Genomic DNA, 21,652 nt, shown 5'->3' with positions numbered 1-21,652 from the left:
TTCCTAGTCGAATGGCGGATCCCCGACGCACGGACAGCGAGCACCGAGGGATTGGGCCGACCGTGCCCGGCGGAGGGATCAAGCCTGACCGCCCGGAGCCGGGCACGGTCGGCCCAATCCCCAAAGCGCAACCACGGTCAAGACCAGCGAACCGGAATCTCCATCGGCGGCTCACCCTCGCCAGCCCAGAAGATGGTGCCGGTGGCGTCCACCACGACCACCCGTGGTGTCCGCGCCAGGCCCCAGGTGATCGCCTCGGCCGGGTCGTCCCAGCTCGGCGCCTCCTCCAGCACCCCGGTCTCGGCGTCGGCGTCGTCTCCGGCGGACCGCTCCCAGTACGCCGTCCAGACCTGCTGGCCAGCGGACATGTCCGGGTGCACGAAGACGGTGCCGCGCCCCCGCCAGGCGGCCAACCGCTCGGGGACCACCGGCACCGGTGTCTCCCCGGTGACGGCCTCCAGGTCCTCCACGCCGAAGGCGTGTGGCAGCAGCTCGGCCATCCGCAGCGGACGGCTCTTGCTCTCGATGAGGCACTCCGGGCCGCCGTGCTCCCAGAGCAGCTGCCGGCAGCGGCCGCACGGCATCAGCGGTTCGCCGGTGGCGTCGACGCAGGAGAGCGCGACGATCCGTCCGCCGCCGGTGGCGTGCAGGCTGGAGACCACCCCGCACTCGGCGCAGAGCGTCACCCCGTACGCGGCGTTCTCCACGTTGCAGCCAACCACTACGCGGCCGTCGTCGACCAGCGCGGCCGCGCCGACCGGGAACGTCGAGTACGGCGCGTACGCGTGCCGCATCGCGTCGGTGGCGGCGGCGCGTAACCGCGCCCAGTCGATGTCGGTCATCACATCATTCTGCCGAAGTAGCCCAGGTCAGAAGCGGGCAGGGGTAGCTGTGTGCGGTGATCAGGCGGAAGCGGACCCCTGCCCGGCGGGCATGCCCCGAAAGGTCAGCCCTTGATGTACGGCTTGCCGTCGGCGGCCGGCGCCCGAACCCGGCCGACCAGCCCGGCGACCGCCAGGATCGTCGCCAGGTAGGGCAGCATGGCCAGGAACTGGCTGGGGATCGAGCTGCTGATCGCGCCCAGGTAGGTGGCGAGCTGGTCGGCGAAACCGAAGAAGAGCGCGGCGAGCAGCGCACCGGTCGGGTTCCATCGACCGAAGATCAGCGCGGCCAGCGCGATGAAGCCCTTGCCGCCGATCATGTTCTTGGTGAACGAGTAGAGCGCCAGCGTGTAGGACGCGCCACCGATTCCGGCGACCACGCCGGCCAGCAGCACGTTGCGGTAGCGCACTCGCAGCACCTTGACGCCGAGCGTGTCGGCGGCGATCGGGTGCTCGCCGACCGAGCGGGTACGCAGTCCCCATCGGGTGCGGAACAACCCGATGTGGATCACCAGCACCAGCAGCAGCCCGACGTAGAGGAAGATGTTGCCGCGGAACAGCGCCGGCCCGAGCACCGGAATGTCCCTCAGCAGCGGGATCTCCCAGTTGCTGAAACGTGGCGCACTGTTGTATTTCGCCGCGTCGGTCTGCATCAGCCGCTCGTAGAGGAAGCCGGTGACGCCGACCGCCAGCAGGTTCAGCACGATGCCTATGACGACCTGGTCGACCAGGTAGCGGATCGCGAAGATGGCCAGCAGCAGCGAGATGAACGCGCCGCCGACGGCGGCGGCGACCAGACCGACCCAGACGTTGCCGGAGATGCTGCCGAAGAGCGCGCCGCTGAAGGCGCCCATCAGCAACTGGCCCTCGATGGCGACGTTGACCACACCGGATCGTTCGCAGAGCACGCCGGCGAGCGCGCCGAAGATCAGCGGCAGGGCCAGGATGAACGTCCCCCGGATGATGTTGACGAGCGGCATGAAGTTCTGCCCGGCCGGCGCGGCGGAAACCTGCCAGCAGAGGAACGACAGCACGAAGCCGACGAGCCCGACGCCGAGCACGGGAAGGAACCACCGTTTCGGCACCCCGGCGAGCAGCGCCGCACCGGCGGCGATCGTGATGATCCCGAACAGGATCGCCCCGATCGTGCCGTTGATCTCCAGGGCGGCGCCGGCGGCGTCGTCGCTGAGCGTGAACCGGGCCTGCTGTTCGGTGGCGAGCGCGCCGAAGAGCACCGCGGCCAACAGGCCGAGCCCCAGCAGTGTGAGGCCAACCTTGCGGCTCCTGGTCCAGAAGCCCTTGCGGACCGGGGCGACCGCGATGTCGGGGACAGCCATGGTGGACATCAGCTACCAGCCCTTCGCCAGGCTCGTCTGCAACCGGGCGGCGCGTGCGGCCCGGAGCTGGAAGATCGCCTTCACCAGGGCCGGCGCGGCGATGAAGATGACGATCAGCGCCTGGAGCACGGTCACCAGCTCCAGCGAGATCCCGGAGTACGACTGCATCCGGTTGCCACCGGCCTGCAGCGCCCCGAACAGCAGCGCCGCCAGCAGCACCCCCCAGGGCTTCACCCGCCCCAGCAACGCCACCAGGATGCCGTCGAAGCCGATCTGCGCGACCACCAACGGGGTCAACGCGCTGGCGGTCGAGCCGAGCACCATGTTCGAGCCGCCGAGGCCCGCCAGGATGCCGGCGAAGACCATGATCAGGATGTACGTCCGGGTGACGCTGATGCCGGCGGTGCGGGCGGCGTCCGGGTTGGCACCGACCGCCCGCAGCTCGAAGCCGAGCGTCGAGCGGTTCAGCAGCCAGGCGACCGCCCAGGTCGCCAGCACGGCGAGCAGGATGCCGGCGTGCACCCGCAGGTTGTCACCGAGCAGGCGGGGCAGTTGGGCGGAGCTGCCCACCGCCTTGCTGATCGCGTCGGTGCGGTTCGGGTCCTGCACGCCGTTCTGCACGATCAGCCAGGTGAGGAAGTACGTGGCGACGTAGTTGAGCATGATCGTGTTGATCACCTCGTGCGCGCCGGCACGAGCCTTGAGGATGCCGGGGATGAAACCCCAGATCGCCCCGCCCAGGGCACCGGCCAGCACCGCCACCAGCAGGTGCAGTCCGGGCGGCAGGGGCAGCAGGAAACCGGCCAGCGCCGCCATGATCACGCCGATGGTGGCCTGGCCCTGGGCGCCGATGTTGAACAGGCCGCCACGGAAGGCCAGCGCCACCGACAGGCCGGTGAAGACCAGCGGCGCGGCGTAGGTGAGCGTCTCGGAGATCGGCGCGAGCACCGCCTGCCAGCTGTTGGTGCCGTCCAACCAGCCGGCGAACGCCTCCGGGTCGAAGACCGAGCCCTTGAACAGGTTCGCGTACGCCTCGCTGACCAACGTCCAGCTGGAGTTGATCGCGTCGGACGGGCGGGAGGTGATGTACGAGTAGGTGGAGAGCACGGCCGGATCAGAAATGATCATCAGCACCGCGCCGACCACGATCGCCAGCACCAGCGACAGCAGAGTCACCGTGAAGGTGTTGGCCGCCCAGAGGTTGTCGATGAACAACCGGCCCAGGCTGGGCCGCGGCTCCTGCTCCGGCTCTGGCCCCGGCTTTGGCCCCGGCTTTGGCCCCGGCTTTGGCCCCGGAGCGTTCGGCTCGGTTGCCAACTCGGCCCGTTCGGTGTTGCCGAGCGCGTTCTGCGCGGCCTGCGCCTCGCTCGCGGGCTCCTTGTCCGGAGAACCGGACTGCGGGGTGGGATCCTTGGTCATGCCTCGTCCTCGTTCGCGGAGCCCGCGTCGCTCGCCGGGCTCCCGTCGGTGGCCGTGCCATCCGCCGGCACGGCGTCCGTGCTGCGCTCGTGGGCCGTGTCCGGGCTGATGCCGGCCATCAGCAGGCCGATCTCCTCCCGCGGGGTGTCCGGGCCGACGATGCCGATGATCCGACCGCGGTACATCACCGCGATCCGGTCGGCCAACCCGATCACCTCGTCGAGTTCGCTGGAGACCACCATGACGGCGGTGCCGATGTCCCGTTCGTGGATGATCTGGCTGTGGATGAACTCGATCGACCCGACGTCGACACCGCGGGTCGGCTGGGCGGCGATGAAGAGCTTCAGTGGCCGGGACAACTCCCGGGCCACGATCACCTTCTGCTGGTTGCCGCCGGAGAGGGTGCCCACCGCCGCGTCGGCCGATGAGGTGCGGACGTCGAACTGCTCGATCCGCTCCTTCGCCGAGGTCGCGATCGCGTCCGGCTTGAGCGCGAGCCCGGCGCCGAACGGTGGGCGGTCGTAGATGTCCAGCACCAGGTTCTCCGCGACGCTGAACTCCTTGACCAGGCCGTCCACGCTGCGGTCCTCGGGCACGTAGCCGACGCCCGCGCGGAGCACCTTCTTGGTCGTCCAGCCGTCGATCCGATCACCGACCAGGTTGACCGTGCCGGCGAGCACCGGGCGCAGACCCATGATCGCCTCGATCAGCTCGGTCTGACCGTTGCCCTGCACGCCCGCCACGCCGAGCACCTCACCGGCGCGTACGGTCAGGTCGAGCCCGTCGACCGCGCGGATCTGCCGGTCGTCGTCGACGACGAGCCCGGCCACCTCCAGCACCGGGTCGCCCGGCGTGGCCGGGGACTTGTCCACCGTGAGCCGGACGTTGCGCCCGACCATCAGTGCGGCCAACTCGTCCCGGCTGGCCTCCGGCGAGGCGGTGCCGACGGTCTTTCCGCGTCGGATCACCGTGATCCGGTCGGCGATGGCCTTGACCTCGCCAAGTTTGTGGGTGATGAAGACGATCGACTTGCCGGCCGCCTTGAGCGACCGCATGACCGTCAGCAGCTCTTCGGTCTCCTGCGGGGTGAGCACGGCGGTCGGCTCGTCCAGGATGAGCAGGTCGACGTCGCGGGTGAGCGCCTTGACGATCTCGACGCGCTGCTGGATGCCGACCGGCAGGTCCTCGATCACCGCGTCGGGGTCCACCCGCAGGTTGTAGCGCTCGGACACCTCGGTGACCTCGCGCCGGGCGCGGCGCCGGTCCAGGAAGCCGGCGATGCCGCCCTTGACCTGCTCGGCGCCGAGCATGATGTTCTCGGCGACGGTGAAGACCGGCACCAGCATGAAGTGCTGGTGCACCATGCCGATCCCGGCGCCGATCGCGTCGGACGGGCCCTTCAGCTTCAACGGCTTGCCGTCGACCAGGATCTCGCCCTCGTCGGGCTGGTAGAGCCCGTAGAGCACGTTCATCAGGGTCGACTTGCCCGCGCCGTTCTCGCCGAGCAGGGCGTGAATCTCTCCAGGCTCCACCGTCAGGTCGATGTGGTCGTTGGCGACCAGATCACCGAAACGCTTGGTGATGCCGCGCAGTTCGAGTCTCAGCGCAACCTCCTGGAGTGCGAGCGATGGTGCAGCCTAGCTGCCGTCAACCCGACCGGGCCGGCCCGGCCGCAGTGGTGCGCGATCGGCCGCTCCGACCCGGCGGTCACCCGCAGGGCCAGAGCGGCCGATCGGTCGTACCTGTCCCCCGCCGATCCTTCCGATGATCTCACCGGAAGGATCGGCCGGTTGTCACTTGGTCGGCTGGGCCTTCGAGGTGACGGTGATCGTGCCCGCAGCGATGTCCGCCTTGATCTTGTCGATCTCGGCCTTCAGCTCGGCCGGAACCTTGCTGTCGAAGTCGTGGTACGGGGCGATCGAGACACCGTTGTTGGCCAGGGTGCCGACGAAGCCCGGCTTGGCCGGCAGCTTGTCGCCCGCGGCGGCCTTGAGGACGGCCTCCTTGACGGCGTCCGGGATGTTCTTGACCACGGTGGTGATGATCGCGGAGCAGTCCGGCGTGCTCTCGCAGCCGTCGACGTCCACCCAGATGGTGCTGTACTTGCCACCCGACGCCTTGGCCGCGGCGGTGGTGCCGAGGCCGGAGCCGCCGGCAACCGGCATGATGATGTCCGCGCCCTGGGCGACCAGCGCGTCGGAGACCTTCTTGCCCTCGTCCTGCTTGGCGAAGTCGTTGGTGAAGGAGCCCTTCTGGGTCTGCTTGTTCCAGCCGAGCGCCTGGACGTTCTTGCCCTTGGTGGTGTTGTAGTACGCCACGCCGTCGACGAAGCCGTCCATGAAGATGGTCACCGGCGGGATCGGCAGACCACCGTAGGTGCCCACCTTGCCGCTCTTGCTCATCCCGGCGGCGAGGTAGCCGGCCTGGAACGCGGCCTGGGCGGTGTCGAACTGCATCGGGTAGATGTTGTCCAACTCGGAGTTGGAGTCGACGATGCCGAACTCCTGCTTCGGGTTCGCCGCCGCGATCTTCTTCGTGGCGTTGCCCATGAGGCCACCGACCGCCAGGATGAAGTCGCACTTCTGGTTGACGTACTGCGTCAGGTTCGGCTCGTAGTCGGCCTCGGCCTTCGACGCGACGAACTTGATGTCGATGTTGTCGTTGGCGGCCTTGGCCTCCTGCAGACCCTTCCAGGCCGAGGTGTTGAACGACTTGTCGTCGATGCCGCCGACGTCGGTCACCATGCAGGCGCTGAACTTCTTGGCGCCACTGCCGGCGTTGTTGTCATCCTTGGGGGCCTCGCCACAAGCGGCGGCGGTGAGCGCGAGCCCACCCACCGCGAAGATCGAGGCGATCCGCATCCCACGCACCGAGCGCAAGACGTCTCCTTCCCATTGCACACCGCGCCTAGTGCGGTGGCAGCCCATCAGCCGACCTGCGGTGTGCCGCCGGCTGTCCCACGTTACGGACGGGAGCGTACGCCCGCGCCCACCCACCGGCCGACAATCGTGCACGACTGTTGAGCGCCTGTTACCCGGGTGTAACCCTCGCGTGGGGCAAGTCACTCTTCGTGCTGGTAACCGAGTGCCGAGGCGTCCGCAACGTCCGGTTTTCCGGGGCCGATCCCTCCTCGGACGTTACCGCCAAAAGACCGCGACCGCCGCGTTGACCAGGGTCAGACCGACGATCGCGAGGAAATGACCGCGGTTGACCACGTCCCGCTTCCGGGAGAAGAAGACCATGACGAAGATCAGCAGCGCGATCACCAACTTCGTCACAAGTTTCGCCGGCGCCGGCTCGTCGCCGTCGCGCAGCGGGGCGGAGAGACCGAGCCCGGTCAACAACTGGATCACCGCCCCCCAGAGCATGGCCGGGTTGATCCGCAGCCGGCCGCTGATGTATTGGGCGATCGAGCCGCCGAGCAGCAGGGCGAAGCCGACCAGATGGACATAGAGGAGAATCAGTCTCAGCGCTTCCACGCCGCCCATCCTCCCCTATCAACGACAGTTTGTAGTAGGGGGTCCGGGTCGGCGCGTCGGCACCGCGCGGCGGCGCGCTCACCCCTTGACCGCTCCCGTGGTCAGCCCGGAGACGATGTAGCGCTGCAGGAGTTGGAAGACCAGCACGGTGGGGATCGCCGTGAGCAGGGTGCCCGCCGCGAAGATGCCGAAGTTGCTGTCGCGCTCGTTGCTCTGCAACAGCCCGTACATCCCCACCGCCAGGGTCTTCGAGTCGGTGCTGGTGAGGAAGACGTTGGCCATCAGGAACTCGTTGATGGTGCCGATGAAGGCCAGCAGCCCGGCCACCGCCAGGATCGGCGCCACCAGCGGCAGCATGATCCGGAAGAAGACCTGGGCGTGCGACGCGCCGTCGACGGTCGCCGACTCGTCCAACTCCCGAGGCAGGGTGTCGAAGAAACCCTTCATCAGCCAGGTGTTCACCCCGAGCGCGCCACCCAGGTAGAGCAGCAACAGCCCCCACGGCGTGTTGAAGCCGATCGACGGCCACAGATCGGTGATCGCGCCGAAGATCAGATAGATCGCCACGATCGCCAGGAACTGCGGGAACATCTGGATCAGCAGCAGCGAGAGCAGCCCCACCCGGCGCCCGCGGAACCGCATCCGGGAGAAGGCGTACGCGGCGAGCGCGGAGAGGAACACCGACGCGAACGACGCCACCCCGGCGATCAGCAGCGAATTGAGGAACCACCGCCCGAAAGCCGTCCGCTCGAACAGCCCACCGAAGTTGCCGAGCGACACCCCACCGGTCGGTACCAGGTCCGTCGTGGAGAGCGTGCCGAGCGGATTGAGCGCGGCGGACAGCACGAAAACGATCGGGAACAGACTGAACAGCACCGCGAGCACGGCAACCACATGCCGCCAACCGACCTGGGCGAACCAGCGGCTACGCCTCCTGTTCGCGACTGCGGGGCTCGCAAGCTCACTCCTCGCGCTCACGCCGTTCCCCTCCTGTTCGCGACTGCGGGGCTCGCAAGCTCACTCCTCGCGCTCACGCCCACACCTCCTCCTGTTGGCGGGTCCGCCGGAAGCTGACCGCGGAAACCACCGCGACGATGGCGAAGATGAACAGCGAGATCGCGGCGGCGAAGCCGAACTGCGCGCCCTGTCCGCCGAAGGCGAGCCGATAGGTGTACGTGATCAGCAGGTCCGTCGCGCCGTTGGTCGGGTTGTCCGCCGGGAAGGGCGCACCCTCGGTGGTCAGGTAGATCGCGTTGAAGTTGTTGAAGTTGAACGCGAACGAGGAGATCAGCAGCGGCGAGAGTGCGACCAGCAGCAACGGCAGGGTGACCGCGCGGAAGGACTGCCAGGGTGAGGCCCCGTCGACCGAGGTGGCCTCGGTGAGTTCGCGCGGGATGGCCTGCAACGCGCCGGTGGCCACCAGGAACATGTACGGGTACCCGAGCCAGAGCTGCACCAGGATGACCGCGAAGCGGGCCGTCCACGCCTGACCGAACCAGTCGACGTCCAACCCGAACAGACTGTTGATCAGCCCGAAGTCCGCGTTGAACATGTCCCGCCAGGCCAGCAGCATCGCGAACGACGGCATGGCGTACGGCAGGACCAGCAACACCCGGTAGAGGTTGGTGCCGCGCATCCGGGGCGAGTGCAGCGCGAGCGCGATCAGCATGCCGAGCAGGAACGTCCCGCCGGTGGAGCCGATGGCGAACGCGAAGTTCCAGATCAGGGTGCCGAGGAACGGGCCGGAGATGTTCTCGTCCGTGAGCACGCGGGTGAAGTTGCGCAGCCCGACGTTGACCTTCCAGCCCTGGGCCAGCCGCTCACCGTCGGAGGCGACGAACGCGCCCGCCTCCTCGTCGGCGGTCCAGGTTCGCCCCGTCTCGGTGTCCCGAACGCAGTCGCAACCAGCCTCGTACGCCCGCACCGCCTTGCCCTCGTACGCGCGGGACAGGCCGCTGGAGCGCAGCGCGCCACCGGCGGTCGGGACCACCAGGTCGGTGATCTCCTTGCTGCGGGCGCTGGCCTGGCCAAAGTTCAGCACGGTGTAGCCGTCGGCGGCGGTGACCTTGCCGGCCGTGCCGACGGTGACGTCGGCGGCGTCGAGTTGCCGCAGCCCGCCGGTGTCACCGATGGAGACCGCGCCGGTGCCCGGGTCGGTGACCAGAAAAACCAGCGGACCGGTGGCCGGGTCGCCCTTGGTGGCGATCGACAGGGCGTACTCGGCGGACCCGGGTACCTGGGTGACCGAGGAGGACTGGATCGCGACGATCGCGTCGTCCTTGCTGCCCCGGTGCCCGTCCCCGAAGTTGGTGAAGGCGGTGCTGGCGGTGTAGATCACCGGGAAGACCTGGAAGGCGATCAGGAACAGGGTGCCCGGCACCAGGTACTTGGCGGGGATGTGCCGGCGGGTGAGATACAGGTAGAACAGCCCGGCGGTGGACGCCGCCAGTAGGGCCAGGCCGGCCCACATCCCGGCGGCGATGAGCGGGAATGCCGCCCAGACCGCGACACCGGCGGTCAGGCCGAGCAGGAGCACCTTGCCGGCGAGCCCGGTCAGGGTGATCGGCGCGTGGTCGCGCGTGACCTGGGAGCGCGAGGGACGCGAGCCCGAGGGACGTGGGCGCGGGAGGCGCGAGGGTGGGGAGCCGGCGGGCTCCCGGCCCGGAGTCCGCGTGACGGACCCCGGGCCGGACGGCGGCGTACTCATTACTTGATCTGGCCGGAGATGGTCTTGCCGGCGGCGGTGATGGTGCTGGTCGGGTCGGCCCCGCCGATCACGGCGGCCTCGGCCTTGCCGAACGGGTCCCAGATCGCGGCCATCGCCGGGATGGCCGGCAGCACCTGACCGTTCTTACCGGCCTCCTGGAACTTGGCCAGATCCGGGTCGCTGCCCTTGACCTGGTCCAGGGCGGCGGTCAGCGCCGGCGGCCGGGGCTCGGCCTGGTAGAGCGCGACTGCCAGCTCGGGCGTGGTGGTGTAGTTGGCCACGAACTCCTGGGCCAGCGCCTTGTTCTTGCCCTTCGCGGCGACGTAGAACGCCTGCACGCCCACGAACGGCTGGGCCTCCTTGCCGCCGGCGAAACCGGGAACGGCCGAGATGTCGTACGTGATGTTGGCCTTCTTGACGTCAGCCACCGCCCACGGCCCGGAGACCAGGTACGCGCACTTCTTCCCGGTGAAGGTGGCGATCGAGTTGGTGTCCGCGATGGAGCGCTTGAGCACGCCCTCGCCCTTCTCGCCCAGCGCACCGATCTTCTTGAAGGCCTCGATGGACTCGGGCTTGCCCACGCCCAGGTCCTTCGGGTCGTAGTCACCGTTGGCACCGGTGCCGAAGAGGTATCCGCCGGCCGAGGCGTACAGCGGGTAGATGTGGTACGCGTCGCCGTTCTGGCCGACCTGGAGGCAGAGCGTCTCGGTGACCTTCTTGGCCGCCTTGAGCTGCTTGCCGTTGGCGACCAGGTCCTCGATGGTCTTCGGCGCCTCGGGGGCCAGTTCGGTGTTGCGGATCAACGCCAGGTTCTCCTGCGCGTACGGCACGCCGTAGAGCTGACCGTTGAAGGTGACCGCCTTGATGGCGGTCTCGTTGAATCCGCTCTTCTGCTCGGCGGAGAGCTGCACGGGGTCGATCGCGCCGTTCTGCACGAGGTTGCCGATCCAGTCGTGCGCGCCGACCACCACGTCCGGACCGCTGCCCTGCTGGGAGGCGGTGACGAAGTTGGTCTGCAGGTCCTTGCTGACGGCCTGGACCTCGACGGTGACGCCGTTCTCCTGGCCGAACTTCTCGGCGAACGGCTTGAGGGCGACGGCGCGCTTGTCGTCCGCCCAGATGACCAGTTTGCCGCCGGCGGCCCTGGGGGTCTCCTTCGCGGCCGGCTCGTCGCTGTCGCCACCGCAACCGGAGGCGGCGAGTGCCAGGGCGAAGAGGGCGACCACACCCGCGGTACGGATGCGCATCGGTACTCCTGTCGTCATGGCGGGTCCGCCGGGGGAAGGGCAGCCCGCCAGGGGGGAACCTCTGGAAGTTTTTGCCAACCGGCGCACGGATCCTGCGCCGCTGCTCTCGCATGTTGCGGGGACGCTAGCAAGACGTTGCAGATTATGGAAGGGCTTGCAGAGCACCTCGCAAGAACTTGCCGGTGGGCTAAAGTGCCGCCATGCGCGCTCGACTGTCCGACATCGCCCAGCAGGCCGAAGTCAGCGAGGCCACGGTGTCGCGGGTGCTCAACGACCGCCCCGGCGTGGCCCCGGAGACCCGGCAGGCCGTCCTCACCGCCCTCGACGTGCTCGGCTACGAGCGCCCGGCCCGGCTACGCAAGCGCAGCGCCGGTCTGGTCGGCCTGGTCGTGCCGGAGCTGGACAACCCGATCTTCCCCGCCTTCGCCCAGGTCATCGAGTCGACCCTGGCGCAGAGCGGGTTCACTCCGGTGCTCTGCACCCAGACCGCCGGCGGCGTGACCGAGGACGAGTACGTCGAGATGCTGCTGGACCGGCAGGTCTCCGGGATCGTCTTCGTCTCCGGCCTGCACGCCGACACCGCCGCCAACCACGACCGCTACCGGGCGCTGCTGGCCCGACCGCTGCCGGTCGTCATGATCAACGGGTACGTGCCGGACATCGGCGCCCCCTTCGTCTCCTGTGACGACCGGGAGGCCGCCGAGTTGGCGGTTGCCCACCTGGTCGCGCTCGGGCACCGGCGGATCGGCCTGATCACCGGCCCGGACCGGTTCGTTCCGGTGCAGCGCAAGGTGTCCGGCTGGCGCTCGGCGATGACCCGACTGGCCGGCGTCGCGCAGTCCGACCTGGGTCCGCTGGCCGAGCTGTCGCTGTTCGGCGTGGAAGGTGGCGAGGCGGCGGCCGGCCGTCTGCTGGACCGCGGCGTCACCGGCGTGGTCTGCGGTTCCGACCTGATGGCGCTCGGCGCGATCCGGGCGGCCCGCCAACGCGGCCTCAGCGTTCCCGACGACCTCTCCGTGGTCGGCTACGACGACTCACCGCTGATGGCCTTCACCGACCCGCCGCTGACGACCATGCGGCAGCCGGTCACCGCGATGGCGGTGGCGGCCGTCCGGGCCCTGGTGGACGAGATCAACGGGTACGGCGCTCCGCACTCCGAGTACCTGTTCCGCCCGGAGCTGGTGGTGCGCGGATCCACAGCTGTTGTTCCGACTGCAGCGCGGTTGTCTTACGCAAGATCTGCTTGACTCTTGCAGCTTCCGAGCGGCATATTGCTCGGATGATCAGCACCGCCAACCCACCCCACGCCGCTGCCGACGACTGGTGGCGCTCCGCGGTCGTCTACCAGGTGTACGTCCGCAGCTTCGCCGACAGCGACGGCGACGGCACCGGTGACCTCCAGGGCATCCGGCACCGCCTGCCGTACCTGCGTGACCTCGGGGTGGACGCGCTCTGGCTGACCCCCTTCTACACCTCACCGATGGTCGACGGCGGGTACGACGTCGCCGACTACCGGGACGTCGATCCGATGTTCGGCACCCTCGCCGACTTCGACGCGATGATCACCGACGCGCACGCCCTCGGCCTGCGGATCATCATCGACCTGGTGCCCAACCACACCTCCAGCGCGCACCGCTGGTTCACCGCCGCCCTCGCCGCCGGCCCCGGCTCGCCGGAGCGGGCCCGCTACCTCTTCGCCGAGGGTCAGGGCGCGCACGGCGAGCTGCCCCCGAACGACTGGGAGAGCATCTTCGGCGGCCCGGCCTGGACCCGGATCGCGGACGGTCAGTGGTACCTGCACCTGTTCGACCCGGCCCAGCCGGACCTGAACTGGCGCCACCCGGAGGTCCGTGCCGAATTCGAGGACGTGCTGCGGTTCTGGTTGGACCGGGGCGTGGACGGATTCCGCATCGACGTGGCGCACGGCATGATCAAGGCGGACGGGCTGCCGGACGTGGGTTTCAGCACGATCACCACCGGCCAGCGTCAGGTCGAACTGCTCGGCAAGGGTCGGCTGCCCTACTTCGACCAGGACGAGGTGCACGAGATCTACCGCGCCTGGCGGCCCATCCTGGACAGCTACCCGGGCGGTCGGATGGCCGTCGCCGAGGCGTGGGCCGAGACGCCGCAGCGCCTGGCCCGCTACATCGGCCCGGACGAGCTGCACCAGGCGTTCAGCTTCGACTTCCTCGACGCCACCTGGTCGGCCGACTCGTTCCACAAGGTGATCGATACCGCGCTGGCCGAGGCGACAATTGTCGGCGCGCCCACCACCTGGGTGCTGTCCAACCACGACAAACAGCGGCACGTCACCCGCTACGGCGACGGTGCCGAAGGGCTGCGCCGGGCCCGCGCCGCCAGCCTGCTGATGCTCGCCCTACCCGGCTGCGCCTACCTCTACCAGGGCGAGGAACTGGGCCTGCCGGAGGTCCTCGACCTCCCCGACGAGCTGCGCCAGGACCCGGCGTTCCTGCGCACCGGCGAAAGCCGCGACGGTTGCCGGGTGCCCATCCCGTGGAGCGGTGCGGTGGCCCCGTACGGCTTCGGGCCGACCGGCAGCGAGTTGAGCTGGCTGCCCGCCCCGACGACCTGGCGGGCCCTGTCCGTCGCCGCGCAGACCGGCGTGCCCGGCTCGACACTGGAGTTGTATCGGGCGGCGCTGCGGATCCGCCACGCGCACCCGGCGCTGGCCCTCGACGCCGACGGGATCACCTGGCTGGAGAGCGGGCCCGGCGTGCTGGCCTTCGCCCGCACCGCCTGCGACACCACGTTGACCTGCGTGGTCAACCTCAGCGGCGCGCCGGTCCTGATCGACGGGTACGGTCAGCCGCTCGTCGCCAGCGACGCGCTCACCGAGCAGGGCTCCGGCCATCTGTTGCCCGTTGACGCGGCCGCCTGGTTGGAACGGCGATAAGCGGGTAACTCGTACTCGACCTGGTCGTTCGTCGTGCCCCGCGCCGACGGGCGACTGGGCTACCGGCCCCTTGTGGTGGGGGGTGAGGTGGCACCGGCGCCACGCGGAGTCCGCTCCGCGCGGCGCCGGTGCTCGTGTGCCGCCGGTGGTGTGGCCCGCAGCCGTCGTGGGTACCGACTCGGGCACCGACGCTACGGAGGTGCCCCATGGTGGTACGAATTGCGCAGTGCACGCTCGACGTCGACGACCTGGACGTGATGGTCGCGTTCTGGTCTACGGCGCTCGGCTACGAGGTCGAGCAGGGCGACGACGGCAGCGCCAAGCTCTGGCCGCCGGGTCAGTCGTCAGCCACCTCGCCCACCGTGTGGTTGCAGGGCTCGGGCACCCCGAAACGCGGCAAGAACCGACTGCACCTCGACCTGGTCGCGGACGCGGATCCCCAGGCCGAGGTACAGCGGCTGCTGAGCCTCGGTGCGCGGCGCGTCGACGTCGGGCAGACCGGGACCGAAGGGTTCACGGTGCTCGCCGATCCGGAGGGCAACGAGTTCTGCGTGCTGGACGGCCCGCCGACCCGCTGACGTCGACGCCCCGAGCTATTCACTTCGCGGTGAGCAGCGCCGCGATCCGGGTGAAGCCGGCGCGTACCTCGGCCGCGTCCGGCGGCTCGGCGGGCTCACCGTGGCCCGCCTCGTCGGCGGCGGCGTCCAACTCCTCGTCGATCACGTCCTCGAAGTCGCCGTACAGGTCGGCGCCCTCGACCTGCCTCGCCTCGTCCTCGGCGGCGACCTGCGCGGCGGCGATCTCACTGCGGATCTCGTCGGCCGACAGCGCCGGCAGCAGCGGCTCCACCACCGCCATCAACTGCTCGTCGGCCACCACCGCCTCGGCCAGCGCCAACGCGTGCGGTCGCTCGTACGGCCCACAGACCACCGGCTCCCACTCGTCGAGATCGCCGAGCGGGCCGAAAGTGATGATCCATGGCAGGCCGAGGAGCGGCGAGTCGGCCGGCAGGTCCAGTGTCATGAGTGCGCCCACCGGCTCATCATGGTCCGCGAACGCGAGCGCCGACGCCTTTCGGCTCAGTTTCCGCCCGTCGGGCGCTCGATCTGCGGCCGGTCGGCCGGCCCGATGTGTCGTCCCCGACTCAGTCGTGCCGGATGGCGTCGAGGGCGGCGCGGACGAGGGCGACGGCCCGGTCCGGGGGGACACCCAGCCGCCGCGCCTCGGCGGCGTACTCGACGGCGACCCGGTGCAGCCGGTCGACGGCGTCATCCCGGCCGGGGGCGACGAAGGTGCCGTTGCGCCCCCGGGTCTCCAGCAGGCCGGCAACCTCCAACTCCCGGTACGCCCGGGCCACCGTGTTCGCGGCCAGCCGCAGGTCGGCGGCGAGTTGTCGGACGGTGGGCAGTCGACTGCCCACCGGCAACCGGCCGTCGCCGATCAGCTCGGCGAGTTGTCCGCGCACCTGCTCGTACGGGGGCACCGACGAGTCCTGGTCGACCGAGATCAGCACCTGCACACCTTCCGTCATCAGCTCGCACCGCCCGGCGTACCGGGATCGGTGTCCTCGTCGACCTCCCCCGGCGGGGCGGCAGCCTCCGCCAGGTCCACCACCCGCCCGTTCGTGCTGGTCGCGAGGAGCGCCGCACCGAACAGCACCAGTTGGTTGAGCAGGTAGAGATAGAGCAGCAGACCGACGGCGCCGGCCACCACGGTGTACGCCGGGTTGCGCTCGGTGCGCACCACGTAGTACCGCCCGACCGTGTTCAGCAGCGTGATACCGATCGCCACCAGCAGCACCACCGGGCGCAGCCGGGACCGGCTCATCCGCAGCCGGGGCACCGCGAGGAGCAACGCGGTGGCCAGCACCGCGTTGATCAGCACGCTGAGCACCGCGCTGATCGTGGTCAGACCGACCGACCCGGTGCTGCGCAGCAGGAAACGCAGCAGCGACTCCAACGCGTCCACCGCCGCCACCGAGACGCCGAGCAGCACGAAGACACCGATCATCACGCCCAGGTCGACCAGCCGTCGCACCACCAGGTTTCCCGGCTGCTGGTTGAGCTGATACATCAACCGCTGCGAGGACCGGATCGCCTCCACCCAGGCGATCCCGGTGAAGACCAGGATGACCAGGCCGACCACGCCGACCGTGCCGCTGGAGTTCGCGATCTGCTCGGCGTCCAGGAACGGCAGGTTCTCCTTGAGGAAGCGGGCCGCCGCCGCGCTGACCTCGTCGTTGTCCTCGAGGATCGCACCGAAGATGGAGAACGCCACCAGGGCGAGGGCGAACACCGCGAAGAAGCCGTAGTAGGCGATCGCAGCGGCCAGCCGCCCGGCCAGCACCTCGGCGTACAACGCGCCCGCCCGCCACACGTGATCGAAGAGCCCCGACCGGCGGCGCGCGGCGCTCACCCAACGGTCTATGCCCGCTTCGATCTGGCCGATCACGTTCACGCGATCATCCTCGCCGATCTCCCACCGCCGTAGTGGCAACCGGCTCCCGATAATCACCGGCCGGCGCGTCGCCGACGGCTCAGCGGCCGAGGCGGAAGTCCCGTCGCGGCTGCCACCGGGTCTGCCCACTGTGCGAGAAGAGCGTGAACGCGTCGACCTCGAACATCGCGGAAAAGTCGGCCAGATCCTCGTACACCTTGTCCAGGGCCTCCGGTGCCACGTCCTGCGCCACGGTGACGTGCGGATGGTACGGGAAGCGGACCTCGCGGTGCATGCCTGGCGTCGCGGCGATGGCGGCGGCCAGCAACTCACACTCGCTGATCCCGGCGGCCACCGCGACGAACACCACCTGGGTGACCGGGCGGAACGTGCCGGTGCCCCGCAGGTGCAGTGCGAACGGCAGGTGCGCGGCGGCGACGGTGGCCAGGTGCCGCTCGATGGCGGGCAGGTTGGCCGTCCGGATCTCGGTGGGCCCGAGCAACGTCACGTGCGCGGGCACCGCGAGCGGGTCACCGGCTTCGACCCGCCGCCGGGTGAGCTGGGCACCCCACGGCTCGGGAATGTCCACCGCGATGCCGATCTGGATGGTGTCGCCGGTCGGCTGCACCCCGCCACTGCGATCCACGCTTCGCGCCGCCCCTCCGACCACCGGCCTGTCCACCTGTCCCGCGGAGCTACTCGCCGCGCACGGGCGGGAAGAACCCGACCCGCTCGTACGCGGACCGCAGAGTCGCCGCGGCCACCGCGCGGGCCTTCTCGGCGCCGCTGGCGAGCAGCTTGTCCAGCTGCGCCGGGTCGTCGAGGTAGGCGCGGGTGCGCTCCTGGATCGGGCGGACGAAGTCCGCCACCACCTCGGCCAGCTCCTTCTTCAGGTCGCCGTAGCCGCGGCCCGCGTACGCGGCCACCAGCTCGTCGATGCTCCGACCACTCAGCGCCGAATGGATAGTCAGCAGGTTGGACACGCCCGGCTTGGTCTCGGTGTCGAAGACGATCTCGCGACCGGTGTCGGTGACCGCGGACCGGATCTTCTTCGCGGACCGGGCCGGATCTTCCAGCAGGTCGATGATGCCGGCCGGCGAGGACGACGACTTGGACATCTTCGCCGTCGGGTCCTGCAGGTCGGTGATCTTCGCGGTGTCCTTGACGATGTGCGGCGCGGGCACCGTGAACGTCGGGCCGAACAGTGAGTTGAACCGCTGAGCCAGATCCCGGGAGAGCTCCAGGTGCTGGCGCTGGTCCTCACCGACCGGCACCGCGTTGGCCTGGTAGAGCAGGATGTCGGCGGCCTGCAGGATCGGGTAGGTGAACAGCCCGACGCTGGCCCGCTCGTTGCCCTGCTTCTGCGACTTGTCCTTGAACTGGGTCATCCGGCTGGCCTCGCCGAAGCCGGTGATGCAGCCGAGCACCCAGGCCAGCTGCGGGTGCTCGGGCACCTGCGACTGCACGAACAGGGTGCTGCGGTCCGGGTCGAGCCCGACCGCGAAGAGTTGCGCGGCGGCGACCCGCGTCCGTTGGCGCAACAGCGCCGGGTCGTGCCCCGCGGTGATGGCGTGCAGGTCCACCACGCAGTAGAAAGCGTCATGGGTGTCCTGCAGCGCCACCCAGTGCCGCACCGCACCCAGATAGTTGCCGAGATGGAACGAGTCGGCCGTCGGCTGGATGCCGGAGAAGACGCGCGGGCGGGCGGGAACGTCGGACATGGCGATAATTCTGTCAGCAAGCAACCGGGTCCGTCATGACGGGCCGGCGGGTCGGCCCCGGCCCGCCGGTGTCGGGGTGCTGACCTCGGGTGCTTCGCCCGCGCCGACCCGGCGCGTCGGGTTGGCTGCGAGCCGGCGGTGCTGCTCGGGCACTCGGACGGCGGAGACCGCGAGCCGGGCCACCCGGCGGCCGTCCAACGCGAGCACTCGCAGCAGCCAGCCACCCGGCGGGTCGGCCGTGTCGGGCGCGCCGACGTCGGCGGGTTCACCGGGCACCGGCACCTCGTCGCCGGTCACCGGGAGCCGACCCAGCGCGGCCATCACGAACCCGCCGACCGTCTCGTACGGCCCGGCGGGGAGTACCACCCCGGTCCGTTCGGCGAAGTCAGCGAGGTTGAGGCGGCCGTCCACCACGGCCGGCAGGCCGGCGTGCACCGGGTCCGGGGTGGCGTCGTACTCGTCGTGGATCTCGCCGATCAACTCCTCGATGAGGTCCTCCAGGGTGACGATGCCGGCGGTCCCGCCGTACTCGTCGACCACCACCGCCAGGTGCTGGCCCTCCCGGCGCATCTCGGTCAGCGCGGGCAGCACCCGTTTGCTGCCGGGGAGCCGCTTCACCTCCCGGGCCAGCTCACCGACGCTGACGCACGGATCGGCGTCCGGACGCAGCAGCACGTCACGTAGGTGCACGAAGCCGACGACGTCGTCATGGGTGCCGTCGGTGACCGGGTAGCGGGTGTGCGTTTCGGCACGTACCAGCCGGGCGGCCTCGGCGATGGTCAGTCGCGCCGGGAGGAAGACCACCTCGGTGCGCGGCATCATCACCTCGCGGATCAGGCTGGCACCGGCTACCAGGACCTCGTCGATGATGCGTCGCTCGTCCGGGTCGAGCACCGTGTTCGCCGCGACCAGGTCCCGTAGCTCGGCCTCGGAGATGCGCTCCCGACCGGCTGCCGGGCCGGTCCCGAGCAGGTCGGTGACGAGTCGGGTGGCACCGTCCGCGGCGCGAACCAGCATCCGGGCGACGGCCCGGGCGAGCGGGCCGGGGTCGCGGCGGGGCCGCACCCGCACGCGTCGCCGGAGCCCGGTACGGGCCGCTTCCCGCATGACAGAGATGGTAGACACCGTTGGCTCACCACACCGGGGATCGCACGGAGCGGACCACAGATGTTCGGCTCTGTTTAATCGTGAGAGATTATGATGGAATGAGGATGGCGGTGGCGTCGGCGAGGGTGCCGGCCACCGCCTTAGGGTGATCACCGAAGGGCCACGTCCCGGGCGGGCCAGGCAGGAGGCAACGACGTGAAACTGCTCGTCACCGGGGGCGCTGGCTTCATCGGCAGCGTGGTGACCCGAATGCTGCTCGACGCGGGCCACCAGGTGGTCGTCCTGGACGACCTGCGCACCGGCCACCGGGAGGCGCTCGCCCCGGACGCGACCCACGTCGAGGCGCCCATCCACGACGCCGCCCGCATCATCACCCCGGACGCCGGCTTCGACGGGGTGCTGCACTTCGCCGCTCTCATCGCCGCCGGCGAGTCGATGGTCAAGCCGGAGCTGTACTGGCAGAACAACACCATCGGCACGCTCGCCCTGATCGACGCGGTCCGCGCCGCCGGGGTGCCACGAATGGTCTTCTCATCCACGGCCGCCGTCTACGGCAACCCCACCGAGCTGCCCATCACGGAGACCGCGGTCAAGGCACCCACCAACACGTACGGCGCCACCAAGCTCGCCGTCGACATGGCGCTCACCTCCGAGACGATCGCGCACGGGCTGGCCGCCGTGTCGCTGCGCTACTTCAACGTGGCGGGCGCCCACCTCGACGGCGACGTCGCCCTCGGCGAACGACACGACCCGGAGACACACCTGATCCCGATCGCACTGGAGGTCGCCGCCGGCCGACGGGAGAAGCTCCAGCTCTTCGGCGACGACTACCCCACGGTGGACGGCACCTGCGTCCGCGACTACATCCACGTCGCCGACCTGGCCCGAGCGCACCTGCTGGCACTGGACGCCGCCAGCAGCGGCCAACACCGGATCTACAACCTGGGCAACGGCAACGGCTTCACCAACCGCCAGGTCGCCGACGTGGTCCGCGAGGTCACCGGGCACCAACTGCCCGTCGAGGTGGCACCGCGCCGTGAGGGCGACCCGGCCGAGCTGGTGGCCTCCTCCGCGCTGGCCCGCGACGAGCTGGGCTGGGTGCCACAGAAGCCGACACTGCACGACATGGTCGGCGACGCGTGGGCCTTCTACCGCACGCACATTCTGGGGAAGAAGTCATGAGCCGTCCCACAAGTGACGTCGCCGAGCGGGCCGCCGCCGGCTTCGTCGAGCAGTTCGGCAGCCAGGCCGCCGGCCGATGGGCGGCTCCCGGCCGGGTCAACCTGATCGGCGAGCACACCGACTACAACGAAGGGTTCGTGCTGCCCTTCGCCCTGCCGATGCGTACGGTCGTCGCCGCCGACCGGCAGGACGCAGAGCAGTGGACGGTCTGGTCCGAGCTCTCCGACGAGACGATCACCTTCGGGGCGGACGACGTCGCCGAGGCGGGTCGGGTGACCGGCTGGGGCGCGTACGTCGCCGGAGTGGTGTGGGCGCTACGCGAGGCCGGTCATCCGGTTCCGGGCGCCCGGATGGCGATCGCCTCCGACGTGCCGCTGGGCTCCGGGCTCTCCTCCTCGGCCGCGCTGGAGTCGGCCGTGCTGGCCGCCCTGCTCGACCTGGGTGGGCTGGAGCTGTCCCCGGAACTGCAGCCCCGCCTGGCACAACGGGCGGAGAACGTCTATGTGGGCGCGCCGACCGGCATCATGGACCAGTCCGCGGTGATCCGCTGCCGCGCCGGGCACGCCCTCTTCCTGGACTGCCGCGACGAGTCCGTCGAGCAGATCCCGTTCGACCTGGCCGCCGCCGGGCTGGCTGTGCTGGTCATCGACAGCCGGGCGCCGCACCGCCACGCCGACGGTGAGTACGCTGCCCGCCGCCGCTCCTGCGAAGCCGGCGCCAGCGCGCTCGGCGTTGCCGCACTGCGGGACGTGAGCGTCGACCAACTCGACGCCGCGCTCGCTCAGCTCGACGACGAGGAGACCCGGCGACGGGTCCGGCACGTGGTCACCGAGGACCAGCGCGTGCTCGACACGGTGGCGCTGCTCCGCGCCGCCCGGGTCCGCGACATCGGCCCGCTGCTCACCGCGTCGCACGTCTCGATGCGCGACGACTTCGAGATCACCGTGCCGGAGATCGACACCGCGGTCGAGGCGGCGCTGGCGGCCGGCGCGCTCGGTGCCCGGATGACCGGTGGAGGCTTCGGCGGCTGCGTCCTCGCCCTGGTCGAGGCCGACCGTGCCGACGCGGTCGCCGCCGCCGTCACCGCCGCGTACGCCGAGCGCGGTTTCACCGCCCCCAGCACCGTGACAGTCCTCCCGTCCCCAGGCGCAACCCGCCTCCCCTAACCAACCACCCCACCCGCACCCTCGGCGGGGCGGGGGGTGGGTGGGGTGCCCGGGGG

General features: G+C 70.1%; 20 protein-coding genes. 5 read left to right on the top strand and 15 right to left on the bottom strand.

Annotated elements, in window-relative coordinates; translation table 11 throughout:
• Positions 1 to 137: 137 nt before the first annotated feature.
• The 9 genes from JOD64_RS18120 to JOD64_RS18080 all read right to left on the bottom strand — a co-directional run bounded on the left by JOD64_RS18120 (position 138) and on the right by JOD64_RS18080 (position 11,070).
• Complete coding sequence (locus JOD64_RS18120) at positions 138 to 842, bottom strand: cytidine deaminase (protein WP_204943298.1); 705 nt, start codon at positions 840 to 842, stop codon at positions 138 to 140.
• A 104-nt stretch (positions 843 to 946) separates the two neighbouring features.
• A complete protein-coding gene (locus tag JOD64_RS18115; protein WP_204943297.1) occupies positions 947 to 2,227 on the bottom strand; it encodes an ABC transporter permease in 1,281 nt (426 codons plus the stop codon).
• Between the two features lie 3 nt (positions 2,228 to 2,230).
• On the bottom strand, positions 2,231 to 3,637 hold the full coding sequence (locus JOD64_RS18110; RefSeq protein WP_204943296.1) for an ABC transporter permease: 1,407 nt from the start codon (positions 3,635 to 3,637) through the stop codon (positions 2,231 to 2,233).
• Positions 3,634 to 5,181 carry an ABC transporter ATP-binding protein gene (locus JOD64_RS18105; RefSeq protein WP_307813959.1) on the bottom strand — a complete coding sequence of 516 codons (1,548 nt, stop codon included), beginning with the start codon at positions 5,179 to 5,181 and terminating at the stop codon, positions 3,634 to 3,636. The genes JOD64_RS18110 and JOD64_RS18105 overlap by 4 nt, the downstream gene beginning before the upstream one ends.
• A 249-nt stretch (positions 5,182 to 5,430) precedes the next feature.
• A complete protein-coding gene (locus JOD64_RS18100; RefSeq protein WP_204946124.1) occupies positions 5,431 to 6,498 on the bottom strand; it encodes a BMP family lipoprotein in 1,068 nt (355 codons plus the stop codon).
• A gap of 276 nt (positions 6,499 to 6,774) precedes the next feature.
• Positions 6,775 to 7,116 (bottom strand): hypothetical protein, encoded by a 342-nt coding sequence (locus JOD64_RS18095; protein WP_204943295.1) that lies wholly within the window; start codon positions 7,114 to 7,116, stop codon positions 6,775 to 6,777.
• 78 nt (positions 7,117 to 7,194) lie between these two features.
• A complete protein-coding gene (locus JOD64_RS18090) occupies positions 7,195 to 8,094 on the bottom strand; it encodes a sugar ABC transporter permease (RefSeq protein ID WP_204943294.1) in 900 nt (299 codons plus the stop codon).
• Between the two features lie 52 nt (positions 8,095 to 8,146).
• Positions 8,147 to 9,823 (bottom strand): ABC transporter permease subunit, encoded by a 1,677-nt coding sequence (locus JOD64_RS18085; RefSeq protein ID WP_204943293.1) that lies wholly within the window; start codon positions 9,821 to 9,823, stop codon positions 8,147 to 8,149.
• Positions 9,823 to 11,070, bottom strand: a complete 1,248-nt coding sequence (locus JOD64_RS18080) for a sugar ABC transporter substrate-binding protein (protein ID WP_204943292.1) — start codon at positions 11,068 to 11,070, stop codon at positions 9,823 to 9,825. Before JOD64_RS18080 ends, JOD64_RS18085 begins: the two co-directional genes overlap by 1 nt.
• Positions 11,071 to 11,270: 200 nt before the next feature.
• On the opposite strand from JOD64_RS18080, the gene JOD64_RS18075 reads away from it, so the two are divergent.
• From JOD64_RS18075 to JOD64_RS18065, 3 genes are all read left to right on the top strand, one after another.
• Positions 11,271 to 12,317 carry a LacI family DNA-binding transcriptional regulator gene (locus tag JOD64_RS18075; protein WP_204943291.1) on the top strand — a complete coding sequence of 349 codons (1,047 nt, stop codon included), beginning with the start codon at positions 11,271 to 11,273 and terminating at the stop codon, positions 12,315 to 12,317.
• A 32-nt stretch (positions 12,318 to 12,349) separates the two neighbouring features.
• Positions 12,350 to 13,984, top strand: coding sequence for a glycoside hydrolase family 13 protein (locus JOD64_RS18070; RefSeq protein ID WP_239559563.1), 1,635 nt, complete (start codon positions 12,350 to 12,352; stop codon positions 13,982 to 13,984).
• A gap of 206 nt (positions 13,985 to 14,190) precedes the next feature.
• The gene (locus JOD64_RS18065) at positions 14,191 to 14,562 is read left to right on the top strand and encodes a VOC family protein (RefSeq protein ID WP_204943290.1); all 372 of its coding nucleotides are present in this window, start codon (positions 14,191 to 14,193) and stop codon (positions 14,560 to 14,562) included.
• 19 nt (positions 14,563 to 14,581) lie between these two features.
• Here the strand turns inward: JOD64_RS18065 and JOD64_RS18060 are convergent, their stop codons facing one another.
• The 6 genes from JOD64_RS18060 to JOD64_RS18035 all read right to left on the bottom strand — a co-directional run bounded on the left by JOD64_RS18060 (position 14,582) and on the right by JOD64_RS18035 (position 19,158).
• Positions 14,582 to 15,019, bottom strand: coding sequence for a hypothetical protein (locus JOD64_RS18060; protein WP_204943289.1), 438 nt, complete (start codon positions 15,017 to 15,019; stop codon positions 14,582 to 14,584).
• A gap of 109 nt (positions 15,020 to 15,128) precedes the next feature.
• A complete protein-coding gene (locus JOD64_RS18055; protein WP_239559562.1) occupies positions 15,129 to 15,515 on the bottom strand; it encodes a GntR family transcriptional regulator in 387 nt (128 codons plus the stop codon).
• Positions 15,515 to 16,441: a YhjD/YihY/BrkB family envelope integrity protein gene (locus JOD64_RS18050; RefSeq protein WP_204943288.1), complete on the bottom strand. Its 927-nt coding sequence runs from the start codon at positions 16,439 to 16,441 to the stop codon at positions 15,515 to 15,517. Before JOD64_RS18050 ends, JOD64_RS18055 begins: the two co-directional genes overlap by 1 nt.
• A gap of 79 nt (positions 16,442 to 16,520) precedes the next feature.
• Positions 16,521 to 17,090 carry a 2'-5' RNA ligase family protein gene (locus tag JOD64_RS18045; protein WP_307813474.1) on the bottom strand — a complete coding sequence of 190 codons (570 nt, stop codon included), beginning with the start codon at positions 17,088 to 17,090 and terminating at the stop codon, positions 16,521 to 16,523.
• A 25-nt stretch (positions 17,091 to 17,115) separates the two neighbouring features.
• Positions 17,116 to 18,141, bottom strand: a complete 1,026-nt coding sequence (trpS, locus tag JOD64_RS18040; RefSeq protein ID WP_204943286.1) for a tryptophan--tRNA ligase — start codon at positions 18,139 to 18,141, stop codon at positions 17,116 to 17,118.
• A gap of 33 nt (positions 18,142 to 18,174) precedes the next feature.
• Positions 18,175 to 19,158, bottom strand: coding sequence for a hemolysin family protein (locus JOD64_RS18035; RefSeq protein ID WP_372434246.1), 984 nt, complete (start codon positions 19,156 to 19,158; stop codon positions 18,175 to 18,177).
• Between the two features lie 285 nt (positions 19,159 to 19,443).
• Here JOD64_RS18035 and galE point away from each other — a divergent pair, with 285 nt between their 5' ends.
• Together galE and galK are read left to right on the top strand one after the other, a co-directional pair.
• Positions 19,444 to 20,430 carry a UDP-glucose 4-epimerase GalE gene (gene galE, locus JOD64_RS18030; RefSeq protein WP_204943284.1) on the top strand — a complete coding sequence of 329 codons (987 nt, stop codon included), beginning with the start codon at positions 19,444 to 19,446 and terminating at the stop codon, positions 20,428 to 20,430.
• On the top strand, positions 20,427 to 21,596 hold the full coding sequence (galK, locus tag JOD64_RS18025) for a galactokinase (RefSeq protein ID WP_204943283.1): 1,170 nt from the start codon (positions 20,427 to 20,429) through the stop codon (positions 21,594 to 21,596). The genes galE and galK overlap by 4 nt, the downstream gene beginning before the upstream one ends.
• Positions 21,597 to 21,652: the final 56 nt, after the last annotated feature.

Origin of the sequence: Micromonospora luteifusca, from assembly GCF_016907275.1 — a bacterium.
Taxonomy (GTDB): domain Bacteria; phylum Actinomycetota; class Actinomycetes; order Mycobacteriales; family Micromonosporaceae; genus Micromonospora; species Micromonospora luteifusca.
Note: the sequence above shows the minus strand (reverse complement) of the source record. Positions and strands in the feature narration are given on the sequence as shown.

Bases quoted from the DNA above. Each gene is read 5' to 3' on its own strand.
- JOD64_RS18120 (WP_204943298.1), bottom strand. From the start codon at position 842: ATGACCGACATCGACTGGGCGCGGTTACGCGCCGCCGCCACCGACGCG.
- JOD64_RS18115 (WP_204943297.1), bottom strand. From the start codon at position 2,227: ATGTCCACCATGGCTGTCCCCGACATCGCGGTCGCCCCGGTCCGCAAG.
- JOD64_RS18110 (WP_204943296.1), bottom strand. From the start codon at position 3,637: ATGACCAAGGATCCCACCCCGCAGTCCGGTTCTCCGGACAAGGAGCCC.
- JOD64_RS18100 (WP_204946124.1), bottom strand. From the start codon at position 6,498: ATGCGGATCGCCTCGATCTTCGCGGTGGGTGGGCTCGCGCTCACCGCC.
- JOD64_RS18085 (WP_204943293.1), bottom strand. From the start codon at position 9,823: ATGAGTACGCCGCCGTCCGGCCCGGGGTCCGTCACGCGGACTCCGGGC.
- JOD64_RS18080 (WP_204943292.1), bottom strand. From the start codon at position 11,070: ATGCGCATCCGTACCGCGGGTGTGGTCGCCCTCTTCGCCCTGGCACTC.
- JOD64_RS18075 (WP_204943291.1), top strand. From the start codon at position 11,271: ATGCGCGCTCGACTGTCCGACATCGCCCAGCAGGCCGAAGTCAGCGAG.
- JOD64_RS18070 (WP_239559563.1), top strand. From the start codon at position 12,350: ATGATCAGCACCGCCAACCCACCCCACGCCGCTGCCGACGACTGGTGG.
- JOD64_RS18065 (WP_204943290.1), top strand. From the start codon at position 14,191: ATGGTGGTACGAATTGCGCAGTGCACGCTCGACGTCGACGACCTGGAC.
- JOD64_RS18055 (WP_239559562.1), bottom strand. From the start codon at position 15,515: ATGACGGAAGGTGTGCAGGTGCTGATCTCGGTCGACCAGGACTCGTCG.
- trpS (WP_204943286.1), bottom strand. From the start codon at position 18,141: ATGTCCGACGTTCCCGCCCGCCCGCGCGTCTTCTCCGGCATCCAGCCG.
- JOD64_RS18035 (WP_372434246.1), bottom strand. From the start codon at position 19,158: ATGCTGGTTCGCGCCGCGGACGGTGCCACCCGACTCGTCACCGACCTG.
- galK (WP_204943283.1), top strand. From the start codon at position 20,427: ATGAGCCGTCCCACAAGTGACGTCGCCGAGCGGGCCGCCGCCGGCTTC.